Origin of the sequence: Celeribacter ethanolicus, assembly GCF_002407265.1 — a bacterium.
In the GTDB taxonomy this organism is placed as follows: Bacteria; Pseudomonadota; Alphaproteobacteria; order Rhodobacterales; family Rhodobacteraceae; genus Celeribacter; species Celeribacter ethanolicus.
Map to the genome: position 1 here is coordinate 3,146,174 of NZ_CP022196.1, position 18,302 is coordinate 3,164,475.

15 protein-coding genes are annotated in these 18,302 nt (G+C 60.9%); 12 read left to right on the top strand and 3 right to left on the bottom strand.

Features of this window, described 5'->3' with window-relative positions:
- Position 1: 1 nt before the first annotated feature.
- The 4 genes from CEW89_RS15550 (at position 2) to CEW89_RS15565 (ending at position 4,916) form a co-directional block, all read left to right on the top strand.
- Positions 2-490: a VOC family protein gene (locus CEW89_RS15550; protein ID WP_096806505.1), complete on the top strand. Its 489-nt coding sequence runs from the start codon at positions 2-4 to the stop codon at positions 488-490.
- 473 nt (positions 491-963) lie between these two features.
- Positions 964-2,007: a 2-hydroxyacid dehydrogenase gene (locus CEW89_RS15555; RefSeq protein WP_096806506.1), complete on the top strand. Its 1,044-nt coding sequence runs from the start codon at positions 964-966 to the stop codon at positions 2,005-2,007.
- 46 nt (positions 2,008-2,053) lie between these two features.
- Positions 2,054-3,622, top strand: coding sequence for an FGGY family carbohydrate kinase (locus tag CEW89_RS15560; RefSeq protein ID WP_096806507.1), 1,569 nt, complete (start codon positions 2,054-2,056; stop codon positions 3,620-3,622).
- 22 nt (positions 3,623-3,644) lie between these two features.
- Positions 3,645-4,916 (top strand): class II aldolase/adducin family protein, encoded by a 1,272-nt coding sequence (locus tag CEW89_RS15565; RefSeq protein WP_096806508.1) that lies wholly within the window; start codon positions 3,645-3,647, stop codon positions 4,914-4,916.
- A gap of 9 nt (positions 4,917-4,925) precedes the next feature.
- On the opposite strand, the gene CEW89_RS15570 is transcribed toward CEW89_RS15565, so the two are convergent.
- Both CEW89_RS15570 and CEW89_RS15575 read right to left on the bottom strand, forming a co-directional pair.
- Positions 4,926-5,882: a sugar-binding transcriptional regulator gene (locus CEW89_RS15570; RefSeq protein ID WP_096806509.1), complete on the bottom strand. Its 957-nt coding sequence runs from the start codon at positions 5,880-5,882 to the stop codon at positions 4,926-4,928.
- A 259-nt stretch (positions 5,883-6,141) separates the two neighbouring features.
- Complete coding sequence (locus CEW89_RS15575; RefSeq protein WP_198403435.1) at positions 6,142-7,659, bottom strand: M81 family metallopeptidase; 1,518 nt, start codon at positions 7,657-7,659, stop codon at positions 6,142-6,144.
- Between the two features lie 114 nt (positions 7,660-7,773).
- On the opposite strand from CEW89_RS15575, the gene CEW89_RS15580 reads away from it, so the two are divergent.
- From CEW89_RS15580 to ortB, 7 genes are all read left to right on the top strand, one after another.
- Positions 7,774-8,676 carry a LysR family transcriptional regulator gene (locus tag CEW89_RS15580; RefSeq protein ID WP_066710045.1) on the top strand — a complete coding sequence of 301 codons (903 nt, stop codon included), beginning with the start codon at positions 7,774-7,776 and terminating at the stop codon, positions 8,674-8,676.
- A 201-nt stretch (positions 8,677-8,877) separates the two neighbouring features.
- Complete coding sequence (dctP, locus tag CEW89_RS15585) at positions 8,878-9,921, top strand: TRAP transporter substrate-binding protein DctP (RefSeq protein ID WP_157779884.1); 1,044 nt, start codon at positions 8,878-8,880, stop codon at positions 9,919-9,921.
- 73 nt (positions 9,922-9,994) lie between these two features.
- Complete coding sequence (locus CEW89_RS15590; protein ID WP_157779885.1) at positions 9,995-10,525, top strand: TRAP transporter small permease; 531 nt, start codon at positions 9,995-9,997, stop codon at positions 10,523-10,525.
- Positions 10,525-11,808, top strand: a complete 1,284-nt coding sequence (locus CEW89_RS15595; protein WP_066710036.1) for a TRAP transporter large permease — start codon at positions 10,525-10,527, stop codon at positions 11,806-11,808. The genes CEW89_RS15590 and CEW89_RS15595 overlap by 1 nt, the downstream gene beginning before the upstream one ends.
- Positions 11,809-11,836: 28 nt before the next feature.
- On the top strand, positions 11,837-12,871 hold the full coding sequence (locus CEW89_RS15600; protein ID WP_096806513.1) for an NADP-binding protein: 1,035 nt from the start codon (positions 11,837-11,839) through the stop codon (positions 12,869-12,871).
- Entirely contained in the window at positions 12,868-13,188 is a 321-nt protein-coding gene (ortA, locus tag CEW89_RS15605) for a 2-amino-4-oxopentanoate thiolase subunit OrtA (RefSeq protein WP_244906081.1), read from the top strand. The genes CEW89_RS15600 and ortA overlap by 4 nt, the downstream gene beginning before the upstream one ends.
- 1 nt (position 13,189) lies before the next feature.
- On the top strand, positions 13,190-14,590 hold the full coding sequence (ortB, locus tag CEW89_RS15610) for a 2-amino-4-oxopentanoate thiolase subunit OrtB (RefSeq protein WP_096806514.1): 1,401 nt from the start codon (positions 13,190-13,192) through the stop codon (positions 14,588-14,590).
- Positions 14,591-14,698: 108 nt separating this feature from the next.
- Here the strand turns inward: ortB and CEW89_RS15615 are convergent, their stop codons facing one another.
- Positions 14,699-17,356: an Ig-like domain-containing protein gene (locus CEW89_RS15615; protein WP_157779886.1), complete on the bottom strand. Its 2,658-nt coding sequence runs from the start codon at positions 17,354-17,356 to the stop codon at positions 14,699-14,701.
- Between the two features lie 710 nt (positions 17,357-18,066).
- Here CEW89_RS15615 and CEW89_RS20900 point away from each other — a divergent pair.
- Positions 18,067-18,255 carry a hypothetical protein gene (locus tag CEW89_RS20900; protein WP_157779887.1) on the top strand — a complete coding sequence of 63 codons (189 nt, stop codon included), beginning with the start codon at positions 18,067-18,069 and terminating at the stop codon, positions 18,253-18,255.
- The last annotated feature ends 47 nt before the right edge of the window (positions 18,256-18,302 follow it).

Sequence of the window (18,302 nt, forward strand, 5' to 3'; positions counted from 1 at the left end):
AATGTCCGAGGAAACCAAAATCACTCAGATCGGTGTCGTCGTGCGCGATCTCGATGCGACGATGAAAATGTATCACCAGCTTCTGGGCTGGGGGCCGTGGAATGTTTACGAACACACTGCTCCCGTGCTGCATGACACCCATCTGCACGGCAAGCCTGCCACCTATTCGATGCTTTGCGCCGAGGTGATGGTGGGTGACATGTGTTACGAGCTGATCCAGCCGCTTGAGGGCGACTCGATCTACAAGGAATGGCTCGAAGAACATGGCGAGGGCCTGCACCATGTCGCCGTGATGAAACACGGCCAAGATGCCGCCGATCAGTTCAAGAAGGACATGGATGCGGCGGGCGCAAAGATGCTCATGGGCGGGCGCATCGGCGAGACCATCGAGTTCTATTACCTCGACAGCGAGCCGCAACTGAAGGTGATCCTCGAATCCGGCACCGGCCACGCCATCGACCTGAAGCCGATCCGCACATACCCTGCGTGAACGGATACGGGCGCAACAGAATGCTTCCGCGATTGCGGGGGCTTTCTGCTGTCTCGTGGCGGGATGCGCGTTCAGGGGGCCGTCCGCGTGGCGGTCTGTGTCCTCCGATGTCGGTAGGGCCGAGGGCACCGTGGAGACAAGGTTGCGCGCGGCCCTGAGCGCGGCTTCGCTTTCGAGCGCCGAGCGCCGAGCGCCGAGCGCCGAGCGCCGAGCGCCGAGCGCCGAGCACCCGTCGTAATCGGGGACTTCGCCGCGATCATTGGTGAGAGGGTTGGCGAAGACGGAAATATTCTGAAGCGGCGCACGACTGTCCGCTTCGATTTTTGTCTGCATTTTGGTGTTCATATTGTCCTCCCTTTGGGCTGGGCCCGGCTTTTTCCCGGACCGGCAGGCGCATAAATGAGCTTGACATGTTATAAATATCAGTAAAGTTATTTATAACAAAACGCGGATGCGTGGAATGGGAGGACGACATGGAAAAACTCAAGATTGCGGCCATCGGCGATCAATTCATCACTTCGGCGGTTTTTGAGACTGCGGTGCGCGATGCGATTGGCGCGGGGTGCGAAGTGGTCACGCGCGATTTGCAATGGCCGGAGGTGCCGTTCTTCGCGTATGACGGGCCGGCGGGGACGGAAATCAAGGAATACAGCGGCAACCCCAAGGACCTCGAAGCCATGTTGGCGGAGGCCGAAGTTCTGGTGACGCATCTGGCGCCTGTGACCGCAGAGCTTTTGGAAAAAGCGCCGCGCCTCAAATTCATCGGCGTTTCGCGCGGCGGGCCGACCAATGTAAACATGGAGGCGGCCCGCGCCCGCAATGTGACCGTGTGCAATGTTCCGGGGCGCAATGCCTCCGCAGTGGCGGAATTCACCGTCGGCGCAATTCTTGCCAATGTCCGGCGCATCACCGTGGGCCATGCCGGGCTGTCTCAAGGCATCTGGCGTGGCGATCTCTACCGTTACGACCGCACCGGCGACGAGTTGTCGGATCTGACCGTCGGACTTTTGGGGTACAGCCATATCGGACAGCGGGTGGTGCGTCTGCTCAAACCCTTCGGCTGCCGGATCTTGATCTGCGATCCCTATGCGAAACTGACCGTGCAGGATGCCATTGACGGCGTCGAACAGGTCGAAATCGACGATCTGATTGCGCAATCCGATATTCTGAGCCTGCATGCGCGGGTGACGCCAGAGACGACGGGTATCATCTCGGCGGAGCGGATCGCGAAGATGAAAAAAGGCGCGGTTCTGGTGAACTCGGCGCGGGGTGAATTGGTCGATCAACCGGCGCTTTGCGAGGCTTTGGTCAGCGGACATCTCGGCGGCGCGGCGCTTGATACCTTCGAGGTGGAGCCGCCTAAAAACGACGATGAATTGTTGCGATTGCCCAATGTCACCCTGACCCCTCATATTGCCGGTGCATCGCGCCGCGTGGCGACATTCGCCGCCGAACAGATCGCAGAAGATCTGGCGCGCTTTCTGAAAGGGGAAAAACTCAAAAACCCTTGTAGCTGAGGCAGAATGCGAGGCGGTGCGGGGAGGCATCGTCAGGGAGGACATTATGAAGACAGCCTATGTGATGGCGGTCGATGCCGGCACAGGCAGCGGGCGCGCGATTATTTACAATACGCGAGGTGAGATTGTCGGAAGTGCTCAGGAAGAATGGGTGCATCCGGCGGTGGAGGGTGTCCCCGGTGGTCTGGATTTCACAACCGGGCCAAATGGCGAACTGATTGACCGGGTGATTGCCCGATCCATCGTCGCCGCTGAAATCTCCGCCGGGGAGATCGCCGCCGTGTCAACGACCTCGATGCGTGAGGGGATCGTGCTTTACGACGATACGGACGAGGTGCTTTGGGCCTGTCCGAATGTCGACGGGCGCGCGCAGGTTCAGGCCGAGGCACTGACCGAAGCGGGCATTTCGGATGAGATTTACCGGCGCGGTGGCGATTGGGTGTCGATCACGGCGCCTGCGCGGTTGCATTGGCTGCGTGACAATCGACCTGATGTGTTCGCGCGTGTGCATCGCCTCGGGATGATTTCCGACTGGATGGCGACCCGGCTGACCGGCGCTTATGTGACCGAACCCACGGCGGGCTCGTCGAGTGCGCTTTTCGATCTCTCTCAGCGCGGCTGGTCCGAAGAATTGCTCGAATTGATCGGGCTCTCGTCAGAGATCGTGCCGCCGGTGGTCGAAGCCGGGACCAAGATTGGTGAAGTCACCGCAGAGGCCGCCGCGCGTTGTGGTTTGGCCCCCGGTACGCCGGTGGTCGCGGGCGGCGGCGACACGCAGCTTGCACTTCTGGGGCTGGGCCGTCGGGCCGGTCAGGCGACTTTGGTGGGCGGAAGCTTTTGGCAAATGACGATCCTGTCGGATCAGCCGCTGGTCGATCCGGCTTTTGGGCCGCGCACGCTGTGCCATGCGCGCCCGGGAGAATGGATGGTCGAAGGGATCGGATTTCTGAGCGGCTTTGCGCTGCGCTGGGTTCGGGATGCGTTCTTTGAGCCTTTGTTAAAGCTTTCTGGCGGCGAGGTTGACGCCTTCGATCTGATCGAAAAGCTGGCGCAAGACACGCCTGCGGGCTCCGCTGGGGCGATTGCCGCCACGGCCTGTCCGATGCAGTCGGATGCGTGGAAACAGCCGCCGCTGAGTTTTCTGGGCCTCGATCTGAACGCGCCGGGACTGGCGCTTGGACAGGTGGCGCGCTCTGTCATGGAGGCGGGGGCCTTCCTGGCCAATCACCACCTTGAGACGCTCGAAGCTCTGTCGGGGCAGTGCTACGACACGCTGCAATTCACGGGTGGATCGAGTCAGGGCAGGCTTTGGCCGCAGATCATTGCGGATGTGACGGGTCGGGACATTGAGATCCCGGTGGTTAAGGAAACCACCGCGCTGGGGTGCGCCATGTTGGCGGCTGTTGGGGCGGGACTGTTTGCGACGCTGGACGAGGCGGTCGCGGCAATGGCCAGCCCGATCGAACGCCGCGTGGTGCCCGATCCGGACAACATGGCGCTCTATGCGCCGTTGAAAGCGCGTTGGTCTGAGGTGACTGATGGCCTGCGCGATCTTGGTGAGGCCTCCGGGTTGGAGCCGATCTGGCGTCCGGCGGGGGCGCGTGTGAAACAGTAATTATGGAAAAGGACATGTGATTATGAAGTCTCTTTGGGACGAAGCGGAAGCGGAGCGTTTGCGTCGCGCGGCGGGGGATGATCCGGCGGAACAGGATCTTGCGATGCGGGTCTACACATCGCAGCTGATCGGGCAGGAGCCGGATCTGGTGCTGCATGGTGGGGGCAACACGTCGGTCAAGACCCGGCGGCGCGACAAGAACGGCATCGAGCACGATGTCATCCACGTGAAGGGCTCCGGCTGGGATCTGGCGACCATCGAGGGGCCGGGCCTGCCCGCGATGTGGCTCGATCCGCTTTTGGAAGCACGCAAGACGGCGACGATGTCAGACGAAGAAATGGTCGCCTTTCTGCGCCGCGAGATGTTGGACCAAAGCGGGCCGAATCCGTCGGTGGAGGCGCTGTTGCACGCGTTCCTGCCCGCGAAATTTGTCGATCACACCCATTCCTGTGCGGCGCTGGCGATTGCCAACCAGCCCAACGCTGCGGAGATCGCCCGCGAGATTTTTGGCGATGAGCTGAGCATCGTGCCCTATGTCATGCCGGGCTTCAAACTCTCGCACGCGGCAGACCGAATCCATGCGGAACAGGGCGCGGGCACGTCCGGGCAGTTTCTGGTGAACCACGGCCTGTTCTCCTTTGGCGACGATGCCCGCACCTCATATGAGCGCATCCTGCGCTACACGACGATGTGCGAAGACTATCTCGCCACGAAAGGGGCAGCTTTGATGCCCGAGGAAGTCGGCACCAAAGCGCTGGACCCTGAGGCTCATACTGCGGTTGCGGCACTGCGCATCGCTTTGAGGGAATGGGGGCTTTTCGCGGAAAACCTGGCGCTAGACTTGCGCCTCAGCGAGGCAAATGACTGCTTTCTGGCCTTGGAAGGACTGGCGGAGATCACCGGGCGGGGCACCGCGACACCGGATCACGTCATCCGCATCAAACCCCGTCCGGTCATCGGCGAGGCGACATTCGGCGTCGAAGACTGGCGCGAAGCGATCAAGGATTTCGCCGCGTGGTACGAGGCCTATTTCAACCGCAACGCGGCCCATGCGGACGAACCGAAAACCATGCTCGATCCGCTGCCGCGCGTGGCGCTGATCCGGGGGCTTGGGATTGTCGGTATCGGGCGGACGGCAAAAGAGGCCGGTGTGGCCGCCGATCTCGCCGAACAGACCGCGCGAATCGTTCTGGCCGCTGAAGGGATCGGGCGCTTTACGCCGCTCAATGAGCGCGATCTGTTCGATATGGAATACTGGTCGCTGGAACAGGCCAAGCTCAAACCCAAAGCGTAAAAGTGGCCGTTACTCGGCGTCCAGAATGCGCTGGGCCACGCTAAACGATGAAATGAATCCATTGAGCAGGCCCGAGCGCAGCGCCGCGCGGGCCGCTTGCCATTTCTCGATCCCGGCGCAGACGGCGACTATTTCGCGGTTACGCATCAGGTCGCGCTCCATGCCCAGCATGCGTTTCGCAATGCCGCTGTCGATAAAGGCACCGGTGTCGTCGATCAGGTTGCCCGCCAGATCGGCGACCACGCCTTGGCGGATCATGTCGCCCTGTTCGGCATCGGTGATCAGGCCGAAAGAGCGGAAAAACGAACCGGGGCCGACATGGCCGACACCGATCATGATCAAGGACGCGTCGCGCAACCGCTCGAAGGACTCACGAATGCTGCGCTGGCGCAGGAACAGGTCGCGGTCCGCTTCGCTGTCTACGATCAAGGGCGCCGTGAAGGCGTAGCCCTTGCCCCCGGTCTTGTCGATCAGGGCGTGAATGACCTCGAATGGGTTGGCATCGCTCAGGGCCGCAAAATCGCCGGTGACGGAAATGAATTCCGCCTTTTTACGCTTGATTGTCGGCATGGCCTTTACAATCGCGGACATGGTGCGCCCGGAGCCGATGCCAAGGATCATCTGGTCCGTGTTCTCCAGCCGGCCATGCAGGAAACGCGCTCCGGCGCTGGCGACGGCGGGCATCGAGACATCCATGGTCTGGAGCTCATTGACATCCGGCACGATGGTGCAACTCGACAGACCGTAACGCTCGATCAAGCGGCTTTCGAGATCCATGCAATTCGTCGGCACGTTGTTCACGAAAATCTTGACCAGCCCCTGTTCATGGGCGGTTTGCACAAAACGATGTACTTTCATCTTGCTCAAACCACGGCGCGTAGCGATTTGTGCCTGTGTCAGGCCGCCCACGTAATGCATCCATGCGATTTCGCGTATCTGATCTTGTATCTCTGTGCTCGAGCTCATGCGCCGTAGGTCTTTGTTTCTAAGTCTTCTGTGATGTATGCCGCATGATAGTCATGTGGCCTGACGTCGCAATAGCTGTCAATGAGGCGCGAAGTGAGGAGAGGCGTATAAGGCTGCGAACTGCGGTTTTAGCCGATTGCGTCAGATTTCCCTGATGGCACCCATTGAGTGGATGCAGTTTTTGTGGGAGTTCGTCCGGTCGCCCCCGACAGGGGGGGCGATATATCCGCGGGGCGCTTGGGGTTCCGGCCATCTCCAATCATGTATGTTTGTCAGAGTGTGTAAAATCTGTGCCGCGCCATTCATCCAAAGGGTAGATCGGACGTGGTATGCGATCATAGGTCCTGCGACCGCTGCGGGGACTTGCCAGGCCGCCGCCATCGACAAGGGCAATTCTTGCGGCGTAAGGTGTATAGGCCGCCCGGAAATGTTGGACCGATTTCAAAGCCACGACCCGGTAGCGGGTCGGTTCCGCTCCGAGTGCCCTGAAGATTCCCATGTCGAGGGCCTGGGTCGGGATGCTCGACACCAAGACATCCACGTCTTCGATCCGCAAGAGAGCCGCCGTACCGCAGGATTGCGCGACACCGTTCCACATGGGCCCGTCGCAGATGAAGGTGCCGTCGCTCAGAGCTCGCACCTCTGCTGTGACCTTCAGAGGGGCACCACCGAATTCGGGGGCGCTATGCCCGCCCAGGGACAGGGCAACCTGCGCACCCACTCCAGCGTGCTGCGCCTGCGCCACGGCATCGGGATCACACAACGCACCCAAAAGGATGTTGTCGCCGCCTTTCTCTATCAGTGCACCGAGCACTTCTGTGGCATCGGCATAGGCGCCATCGCCGGGATTGTCCGACAGATCGGCCAGAACCAAAGGCGCGTTTTCCGCATGCGTGCGCGCAAGCTCCGCTGCTTCTGTCGGTGTCAAAATGGGTTCTCCGGTCTCGTCACGCACCTGCCACATTGCCTCGGCAATCTGCTCGGCGACCCGCGCGGCACGCTCCGGTGCATCGCGATGACAGACGGTCACCGATGGCCCGATTTCCGGCACATCGGCAAGCGAAAACCCGGCGTTGATTGAAATGTCGCAAATCTCCGGCGCATCGACCTCCAAGCTGCGCGCCAGTTTTTGCAGGCCTTGCATCGGCTCGCGATCAGTGCGCCCGCCTTCGGGCAGGGTTAGCATCGGAAGTTTGCGGATCACAGTCCGCAGATCGGTCTGTCCGTGCAAAATCTCGGCCAGCGCCCGTGCCGCCTTTGCCCCGGTGCCGCGCATGTCGACATGAGGAAACGTCTTGTAAGACATCAGGATTTCGGCATCCTTCGCCATCTGCGGCGCAAGATTGGCGTGCAGATCGAGCGTCACGGCAATCGGGCAGTCCGGCCCAACGATCTGCCGCAACTCATGCAACAAGAGCGCATCGCCATCACGACCGTCTGCGCGTACCATGGCACCGTGCAGCGACAAAAGAACCGCGTCGAACGGGCCTTGTTCCTGGGCGATCCGCAGGATGGTGCCGGCAAAATCCGACCAGGCCCGATCCGACACTGCACCACCCGGTGTGGCAAAGGTCGCCACCGTCGGTACAAGCTCCCAGCCCTCGGCCTCGGCCACATCGACAAAGCCTGCGACTTCATTCGCGGTGCCGCGCAATGCCGGGATTAGCGTGGCGCCTTCATAACAATAGAAGCCGCGGAAGGCGGGCGTGTCCGTTTCCCTGTGGGAGAATGTGTTGGTCTCGTGCATGAATTGCGCGAGAAGAACCTTGGTTGGCATATCCGATTTCCTTGTACCGCTGCTGCGGTGGAGAAAATCGTGGCCGGACATCAGAATGCTGTCGGTGTAGTATAGAGCCGCGCGGCAAGGCAACAGGTTTTTACGGGAGGTCCCATGCTGGATTCAAAACTCGACTGCTTTCTGGCCGTCGCGACCGAAGGCTCGATCCGTAAAGCCTCGGAAAAACTCAACATCGCCGCCTCCGCCGTGAGCCGTAAGATTACCGGTCTCGAAGAAGACCTCGGTGTGCCGCTGTTCGAACGTCATGCGCGCGGGTTGCGCCTCACCGAGGCAGGTCAGATTTTTGCCGATCATGCGCGCAAGGTGATGCGTCATGAATCCTGGGCTTTGGGCGAGATCGAGGCCCTGCGCAATCTCCAGCGCGGGCAGTTGCGTATCTATTGTGTCGAGGGCACGATCAATGGTCTGATCACCCCCGCCATTGCTGCGTTTCGCAAGAAAGCCCCAGGCGTGAAGCTCACCGTGACACGGTCGGGCAGCACCGGGGTGATGCGGGCCGTGGCTGCCGACGAAGCCGATCTCGGGCTGGCCTTCGACCCGCCCAAACATCGCGATGTGACGGTCGTGGCGGATGTGCCCGCGCCGCTTTATGCCGTCAGCGCTCCGGATTTCGGGATGCCCGACGGCCCGCTCAGTCTGGCCGATCTGGCACATCATCCGATCTCGATCCCGCAAGACAGCAGTTATGGCATCCGTGATGTGATCGACCAGGGATTGCGGGCACGGGCCGATGTGACACTCGATCCGCCGATGCAATGCGACTCGGTCTACGGGCTGATGGGATTTGCCCTTACGGGACAGGGGATCACGATCCTGCCGAAATGTTGTTTCGAAGAAGAAGAAGCCCGCGGGCTTGTGGTCGCCCGCCCGATCACCGACGTGCCTCTCAGCCAGTCGCGCATCGCATTGGTGTCGCGTCTGCATCGCAATCTGCCACCGCTGACCCGACGGTTTTGCACAATTCTTGCGCAGGTCATGCGGGAGTCTGCGTTCTAATTTCAGCAATCCGGTGTGCCGAAGCGTTGCTTGTTGTGCAGGCGTAGGTCAGGAAATCTTACGGCACAGGTGTGAGATCATCGTGGCCGGGCGTCAGAAGTTATGACCGCGATACACACGCGATACCGCGTGTCTGAAAACAGGCACGGGGAAAAACAAACAGGGTCAAAAGACCCGTTCCGACACAACAGGAGAGTTTCCATGACCACCCCCCTTCGCGCGTTTTGCGCTTCTGCGGCGCTGATGCTGGCCGCGACCCCGCTCTGGGCGCAGAGCCTGACGATCACGCTGGCGCATGAAGAACCGGCCGACACCGCCGCGTCCGCCGCGCATATGTCCGCCACCGTCTTCAAGCAGATGGTGGAAAGCATGTCGAATGGCGATATGGCCGTCGACATTCAGGCCGCCAGTGCCCTTGGCAATCAACGCGAGCGCATGGACCTGACTCAGGCCGGGATCATTCAGGTCAACATCGCCTCCGTCGGCGGTCTGGCGCAATTCTACCCGGCGATCAACGGCATCGAACTGCCCTTCGTCTTCCCCAATGAGATCGTCGCCGAACAGGTGTTCGACGGTCCCTTCGGCGATGCGCTCACCGCGCAGATTTCGGAGGCCACCGGCCTGCATCTTCTGGGGGTGACCGCCGGGGATTTCTATGTCTTCACCAACTCGGACCATATGGTGAAATCGCCCGAGGACATGGCCGGGCTCAAGGTGCGTACCATGTCGGTGCCGAGCCATATGGAGCTGATGAATTCGCTCGGTGCCGCAGCCACGCCCGTGCCGTGGGACGAGCTTTACGGGGCGCTCGAAACCGGCGTGGTCGATGCCCAGCACAATCCGATCCCGATCATCGCCATCGGCAATCTTCAGGAGGTCCAGGGTTACGCCACCATGACGAACCACCTCTACGGTGCCGACTGGTGGGTGACATCGGAGGACTTCCTCGCCAGCCTGACACCGGAGCAGCGGCGCATTTTCATCACCGCCGCCGAGACCGCCAAGGTCGCCGGGCGCGGGGCCAAGATCGCATTGCGGGCCAACACCTACGGCGCCGAGTTCCTGAAAGAGGCCGGGCTTGAGGTCTATTATCCGAATGCTGAGGAAATGACCGCCTTCCGCGAGATTGCCGTTCCCGCCGTGATGGGCACGATGGAAACGGAATTCGGTGCGGATGCCGTCATCCTCGGGCAGTCTCTGATCGAAGCTGTCGCAACCGCCGAAGCCGAGATCTACGGCGAATGACCCGGGCGCTCCGCCGGGCGTGATGCGCCCGGTGGAGGTCGCCGGGATCGGGACGGATCGGTGGAGAGACAAGATGAAACAGCAGATCGTGACAGCGCTTTGGCGGCTGTCCAAACTGGTGAATATCGTCGTCGCGGTGCCTTTGGTGCTGGCCGGGGCGGCGATGGTCGGGGTCGTGGTGGCCGGAACGGTGTTTCGCTACGCCCTGTTTGAACCGCTGGTCTGGTCCGAGGCGGCGGCACGATATCTGATGATCTGGATCGGGTTGGTGGGCGCCTCGGTGGCGCTGCGCCATAATGATCACATCGCGATCGACGCTCTGCGCAACCGGCTTCCGTCGATGCTCCGGCATTTCGGCGATCTGATCGTCGCTTTGGCAATCGCGTGGTTTCTCTGGGTGATGATCACCGAAGGCTGGGCCAACGCTTTGCGCGGCGCACGTCAGGCCGCCCCGGGTCTCGGCATGTCGATGTTCTGGCCCATGCTCTCCGTGCCGGTCGCGGGGGTCGCCATCCTGATCCAGCACGTCCTGCACACGCTTCTCAACCTCCTCGACGCAGAGGTCGTTGAAGACAATCATATTCCCGGCGGAGGCGCGTTCTGATGCTCAGTCTCGTTCTGATCTTCGCCGCCCTCGTGGTCTTGGGAACGCCTCTGGGGTTTGCCATCGGCATCGTCGCCCTTGCCGCGCTGTCCTTCGCCGACGGGCCGAGCCTGTTGCGTCTCGTGCCGATGCGGCTGTTTTCCGGTATCGACATGTTTTCCCTGATGGCCATGCCGTTCTTTATTCTTGCGGGCGACATCATGAACCGCATTCGGATCACGGATCGTCTGGTCGATCTCGCAAATGCGTTGGTCGGGCGGGTGCGCGGGGCGCTGGCGCATGTCAATATCCTCGTCTCGGTGTTCTTTGCCGGTCTCACTGGCGCCGCCGTGGCTGATACCGCTGCAATTGGCCGGATGATGATCCCCACAATGGCGAAACAGGGCTATTCGCCGCGCTTTGCCGCCGCGTTGACCGCCGCGTCTTCGGTGATCGGGCCGATCATCCCGCCCTCGATCATCATGGTGATTTACGGCTCTCTCATGCAGGTCTCGATTGCCGGGCTGTTTGCCGCCGGGATTGTGCCGGGGTTGGTCATGGCGGCGGCACTGATGGCCTATGTCGGCTGGCGCGCGAAGCGCGACGACCTTCCGATTGCCACGCTCGACCGCGAGGTGCCGCCGTTGGGGCAGGCGTTTCGCGCCGCGCTTCTGCCGCTGCTGATGCCGCTGATCATTCTGGGCGGCATTCTGGGCGGGGTGTTTACCCCGACCGAAGCCGCCGCCGTGGCGGTGGTCTATGCCCTTCTGATTGGGGTGCTGGTCTATCGCAACTTCGGGCTGCGCGATCTTTGGGATGTGCTCTACGAAATGGTTCGGGCATCGGGGTCGATTTTCATCATCCTCGCCGCCGCCTCGATCCTCGGCTGGGTGCTGGCCAAGCAAGGCGCGCCGCGCGAGTTGGCGCAGATGCTCGGCGGGATCAGCGACAATCCTGTGGTGTTTCTTCTGATCGTCACCGGGGCGCTTTTGGTTATCGGCATGTTCATGGAGATGACCGCCGTGCTGATCATCCTCGGTCCGATCCTGCATCCGATGGCGGTGCAGATGGGGATCGACCCGCTGCATTTTGCCATCGTCATGGTGGTCAACCTCAATATCGCGCTGATCACCCCGCCGCTTGGCGCCTGCCTGTTTGTCGCTTCTTCCGTCGGCTCGGTCAAATTCGAGGAGGTCGCCCGCGGCATCCTGCCCTTCATGCTCGTGGAACTTCTGGTTCTGCTTCTCATCGTGCTGTTTCCCGCCCTCTCTTTGAGCCTGCCGCATTGGCTTGGTCTCGGCTGATCGGGGCGTTTTCTACAAAGGACTGACCATGCAAAAAGACATTATTCTCTATGGCCTCGGGGCCATGGGGCGGAGGATTGCGCGCCTTGTCATCGAGCGCGGCCACCAAATCGTGGGGGCCATCGACCTCGATCCTGCGAAAAAGGGGACTTCTCTGCACGACCTGCTTGAAATGCCGGAGGCACGGGAACTGACGATCTCCGACGATGCGGAAGCGGTGCTCGCGGCCCATTCGGGCGCCGTGGTGCTTCAGGCCACCGCCTCTTTCCTGCATCAGGTTGCGGGTGCGATCGAGACCTGTCTGAGCCACGGCCACGATGTCATCTCCATTGCTGAGGAAATGACTTTTCCCGAAGCTGCCGATGCCGATCTGGCGGCGCGTCTCGATATGGTGGCCAAGGCCCATGGACGGCGTGTTCTCGGCACCGGGGTCAATCCCGGCTTTGCCATGGACATGCTGGTTCTGGCGCTGACCGTGCCCTGTGGGCGGGTCGATCACATTCGGGCCATTCGCACCAACGACCTGTCGGACTTCGGCCCCAGTGTCTTGCAAAGTCAGGGCGTCGGTTTGAGCGAGGCGGAATTCACCAAAGCGTTGGCTGCGGGAACGGTGGTCGGTCATGTCGGCTTCGCGCAATCCGTCGCACTGATCGCGGGACACCTCGGCTGGCGCATCGACCGGGTCGAAGAAACGCGCATGCCGATCCTCAGCAGGGTCGCCCGTGAAACCCCTTGGCTTACCATCGCACCGGGGCAGGTGGCGGGCTGTCTGCATTGCATCACCGGCTATGCCGACGGGCGCGAGGTCCTGCGGCTTGAACATCCGCAACAGATCCGGCCTGAGGCGGAAGATGTGAAAACCTCCGACCGGATCGTAATCACCGGCGATCAGACGCTCGACATGGTGCTGTCCCCGGAAATCGGCGGCGGGGCCGGAACAGCCGCGGCAGCGGTCAATGCGGTTGCTTACCTGCATCGCGCCAATCCCGGGCTCGTGCATCTGACCGACCTGCCTCTGACCAGCCCCCGCGCCCCTCAACCTCAGGAGCAAGAGAAAGTATGACCATGACAGAACAGGCACAGGCCGGCGATTGGGTGCAAATCCATCGCATCGTCCTGACACCGGAGCAACGCCCCGCCAACCTGCCGGATGAAACCCGTGCGGTGCCGCTCGAGATGCGGACCAAGGGCTGGCTGATCACCAAAGCGGCCACTCTCGGCGACGAGGTGACCATCCGTACGGCCATCGGTCGCGAGATGACGGGCCGTCTGATCGCCGTGAACCCGGCTTATGGTCATGATTTCGGACAGGCCGTGCCGGAACTTTTGGCGGCAGGCGACGATCTGGTCGCCCTGATGCGCGATGCCAAGGAGAGCTGAAATGACGGACAACAGTTACGCTGCGGTGATGGCCCGCAAGGCGGAGATCATGCTGTCTTCGCTGGGGCTCGATTATACCCCCTTCATGCAGGACCCGGTTGCCTTCGATTACGAGGCGATGATGGGCTTGGTGCCCTACACGCTCGATCAGGTGCGCGAGATTCAGGTGCAATCCGCCGTCGGCAAAACCGCGCTGATCGAATTGCGCCAACTCACGCGGCTTGCACGCAAACTTGCGCCCAAGGGCAAAGGCGCGCGGATTTTCGTCAAAGACGAAGCGGCGAACCCCTCAGGCAGTTACAAGGCGCGCCGGGCCGCATTGAGCCTGCATCACGCCAAGGCCGCAGGCTTCAAGGGCGTCGTCTCCGCCACCAGCGGCAACTATGGCGCAGCGGTGGCCAGTCAGGCGGCGAAACGCGATCTCGATTGTATCGTCGTTCAGGAGGTGTTCGACAGCCATGGCATCGGCCAGCCGGAAATTCTTGAAAAGGGGCGGGCCTGCGAGATTTACGGTGCCGAGGTCATGCAACTCTCGGTCGGGCCGGAACTGTTCTACAGCTTTCTGCGCGTGCTCGAAGATACCGGCTATTTCAACGCCTCGCTCTATACGCCCTTTGCCATCGCAGGGGTCGAGCCTTTGGGGGTCGAGATCGTCGAACAGATGCAGGCCGTGACCGGGGGCGCGCCCGATGCGGTGATCTGCACCCATGCGGGCGGTGGCAACCTCACGGGCACAGCACGTGGGCTGCGCAAGGTAGGGGCGCTCGACACGCAGGTGATCGGTGCCAGCGTCGATCTGACCGGGCTGCATATGGCCAGCGATCGGGATTTCAACCGCAAGCATTTCACCACCGGCCATACGGGGTTCGGTGTCCCCTTCGCGGGCTGGCCGGACCGCACCGATGTGCCACGCAATGCCGCGCGGGTGCTGCGCTATATGGATCGCTACCTGCTTTTGAAACAGGGCGAGGTGTTCTACATGACCGAAGCGCTCGCCCGTCTCGAAGGGATGGAGCGAGGTCCGGCGGGCAATGTTTCGCTCGCCGCCGCCTTCGTTCTGGCGCAGGAGATGGATGAGGATCAGACCATCGTCGTGCAGGAAACCGAATATGCCGGCGCCGGGAAACAACCCTCCGCCCAGCTCACATTCGCACGGGCGCGTGGTATCGACATCCGGCGCGGCGATCCCGATCTCGAACGCCCGGGTCAATCGGTGCTGATCCCCGAACACCCGTCTCAGATGAAGCTGCGCGATGTCGACATGAACCGTCTGCGCAGGGGATTGGTGCGCAAAGCCGCAGCGCTCGCTCCCGCCCCCTTGCCAGAGACGGTCATTGCCTTTCTGGCCGCGGAAACACAGCTTTCATGTCAGGACGTGCGCGACGTGCTCAGCTCGCTCTAAGATCTGTTCCGGGGGCAGCATGACGTGAAACGCCCATGCTGCCCCCGCTTTTTGACAGGGTCGTCTTCAAGACGGCCGCCTGACACATTTTCAGGCATTGCAGGTCAATCAGAACTGCATTTCGTACCCCAAGCTCACGCCAAAGCTTTCAAAGCCGCTGGCGCCGATCCCGTCATAGAAGGTCGCGGCATTGAACTGGCGGGTGGAGGACAGCATGCGGTTGACCCCAAGTTCGATCCGAGCGCGCCCGCCATCGTAATCAGGCGAGACCGTCGAGGCAAAACCGTCACCTTCGGAGTGCGACCATATGCCGGAGACGCCGCCCCAAAGTTCGAGTTCACCGGTCGCCACAGGGATCTCTCTTTTGAAATCCAGCCCGAATTCGATTTGCCCGAGGCTGATGCCCTGTTTGGGGATCCTATTGCCCAGACTGTCGACATAGCTTTTCTGATCGTCCGTCACATAGGAGGCATCGAAGAACGGATACAAGGTTGCGGCCGATCCGTAGGCATACTCCCCCGTCACCTTGAACTGCGCCAACATGCGTGTGGTGTCGAAGTCGTCTTCGTAGGTTCCGAAAGGAGAGATCGTGTTGCTGGTCTCACCATACAGAAGCCGTCCTTCGAAAAACACCGGTTGCTGGGCGCTTTTGGCGACGAAATATGGGCCGGCCATCCAGCCTGTGCCGTCGACCGAGGCCGCACCGGTGTCTTCTGACAGATGGTCGAACTGCACCATCATGCCGATCAGAAGGTTGTCCCTGACTTTACGGTGCGTCCCCAAAGCGCCAAACATATACCGGCTCTCGCTGGTCGTGTCCGACGACCAGGAGCCCTGTGCCTGCATCCAGATCGGGTATTCGGGATTGCTGGCAAAATTGAACTGGCCCTGGCCACGCGTGACATTCACACCAAACCCGCCTTGTGCCTGCCTCGACAGGAACCCTGACAGGCCGGGCTGGCTGCGGATCAGGTGGTTGGCACGGGTCTGCATGAAAGACGCGATCAACTCCTGAGTCTGCTCTACCGTGACATCGGCAATGCTGACGGTATTAGAGGCGAGGTTCCCGTTGTTGGCGGCATCGAAGGCGACGTCCTCTGGAACAACCAGACTGACGGCGCCGCTGCCTGATGCCGTCAGTTGCGCCTGATAGACCGCACCGCTGCCTGTCAGGCTGCTGACTGTTGCGTTCGTCGCATTGATGTCAGCGCTGTCAAAGCCGGTGACGTCTTCCGAGAAGGTGATTGTCACGGTGAACGATGACATTGCGTTTACCGTGCCTGGGGCATCGGTGATGCTCACCGTTGGCGGCGTGCCGTCATAGACCGCCGTGACCTCGTTCGAGGCGGTGTTGTCGTTGCCCGCCGCGTCGGTGAACTTGCCTGCCGCGACCGACAGCGCGATCTGGCCATCGGCCAGGGGCGTCAGGGTTGCGGTGTAGCTGGTGCCGGAGCCCGCGAGCGTGGCGCTGGCGTTGGTCAGGGTCAGGTCGCCGACGACGAAATCGGTGCTGGCCTCGGAGAGGGTGATCTGGGCGGTGTACACGCCCGCGCTCGGGCCGGACAGGGCGCCGATGGTGACGGTCGGTGGCGTGCCGTCATAGACCGCCGTGACCTCGTTCGAGGCGGTGTTGTCGTTGCCCGCCGCGTCGGTGAACTTGCCTGCCGCGACCGACAGCGCGATCTGGCCATCGGCCAGGGGCGTCAGAGTTGCGGTGTAGCTGGTGCCGGAGCCCGCGAGCGTGGCGGTGGCGTTGGTCAGGGTCAGGTCGCCGACGACGAAATCGGTGCTGGCCTCGGAGAGGGTGATCTGGGCGGTGTACACGCCCGCGCTCGGGCCGGACAGGGCGCCGATGGTGACGGTTGGCGGAACGGCTGTCACGGTCAGCGTAGCACTTGCTGTCCCGGAATTGCCGAGGCTGGAGGTCAAACTCCCCGACGTGTTGCTAAAAGAGCCTCCGGCAGGCGATGTGACATCGACTGAGATGGTGCAGCTTGCCGAGGCACCAACGGTGCCACCCGAATAGCTTATTGTGCTCGCCCCGCTTGTTGCAGTGAGCGTTCCACCTGTGCAGGTCGTCGAAGCGTTGGCTGGTGTGGCCAGAGTGACACCGGCAGGAAGATTGTTGGTGAAATCCAGTCCCGTCGCAGCACTGGAATTCGCCGCGTTGTTGATGGTGAAGGTCAAGCTCGAGATGTTGCCTTCGTCGATTGTGCTCGGCGAAAAAGCGGCCGAAAAGGCGGGCGGAGTTCCCGTCGCAGAAATATTGGAGCAGTCGCTGTCCAAAGCGGCGGCATTAAAGGAGCCTGACCCCATTTGGCGCCCGTTCGGGGCATAGGTTGCGCCGATTGATTGGTCGGCCGCATTGGTATCAATGTCGTAGACGTAAAAAGTGAAGTTTCCGGTCGCTGTCGGCTGTTGTTGAACCGTGCCGAAAAAATCATTTGCCAAATAGCTGTTCGGTGGTGCGTTAAACGTCGCACTGCCCAGGATAACCCCCGCTGAATCCGTGAGATAGAACGCGATCCAATCCACGGGGTCCCCAAAGGCATCCGGCCCGTCGGCGGGACCGGTCGGCCCCAAGGCATTTGCAAGGAATGTGGTCGAAGATCCACCTGCGCCACAAGTGCCGTCTGACTGAAGCCGAAAATTTGAAACCGTTACGCTTTGCGCATGGCCGGCATCAACGCTTGCCAGAAGGCATAGGCCTGACACGATGAAACCAAGAAGAATCCGGAAACGAACGAATTTGACAAAAGCGACCATGGTACTCCCCCCTTAGGAAACACTTTTCCGTGAAGGTGCATAATGCCGCAAAGCGGATTTTTATTGAGCACTTGTCTTTGGTCGCAGCGCTTATCTCTTGGACTGCAGCAATTTGATCACAATAGGGGAATGGCCCCGAAACGCGCATGGAAGCGATGGCAGGAAACTTCTTTCAGTTATTGAAACGTGAGAAAGCGGGATACGGGCTTCTCCAACACGCGACGCAGCACGGCGTGATGTCTTTGGGGGCATAGAGGGTGGCATCGAGTTCTTCTGCAATCCGACACGCAAGATCGCGGCAACGGCATAGCCTTTGGCTTCTGCATGTCGCCGTCACCGATGCCCCTGAGATTTCAAGTCGCCATCGGAGAGCTTCTGGTTGGTCGTATAGGCGCGACGGTACATGACGACTTGTGTCGGGGTGACGACATGATCGCGATTGTACCCTATTCTGTAAGCAGAAGATGACAGTGTCATCTACTTGCATTCAGCTAGACTCTTTTTTCGTCACTCTTGGCGCTAGGTAGAGAATTTTGCGGGGGCTTTCCTTTGGGTAACGCATTTACCAGTGCCGGATATGTCGAAACGCCGTTTTGGTGAGAGCGGTTTCATGTACGGCAATTGTAGTTGAGTTTACGGGGGCGGTATGTGCGGTCGAGAGACAAAAAAAATCTGATATATGGATTACCAGGCGTTTGCGGGACGCAGCTTTGAAAAGCGGTCTCATGCTTTTTGCTGTGGCCACCGGCCTTCTCGCAGCGCTTGTCGCGTTTTTTATGGGGTTTTCCATAGGCCGGATCGCTTTGGCCTATAGTGTCGCGGGCATGTTCGCGATGCTTATCGGGGCAATCTCTGTTGTTTTGGCAGATAAGCTTAAGTCCAGAAAACGCGACAGGTAAATTCTCTGAAAGACAGCCGTCCGATCGTTTCACCTGTATGTGAGGCG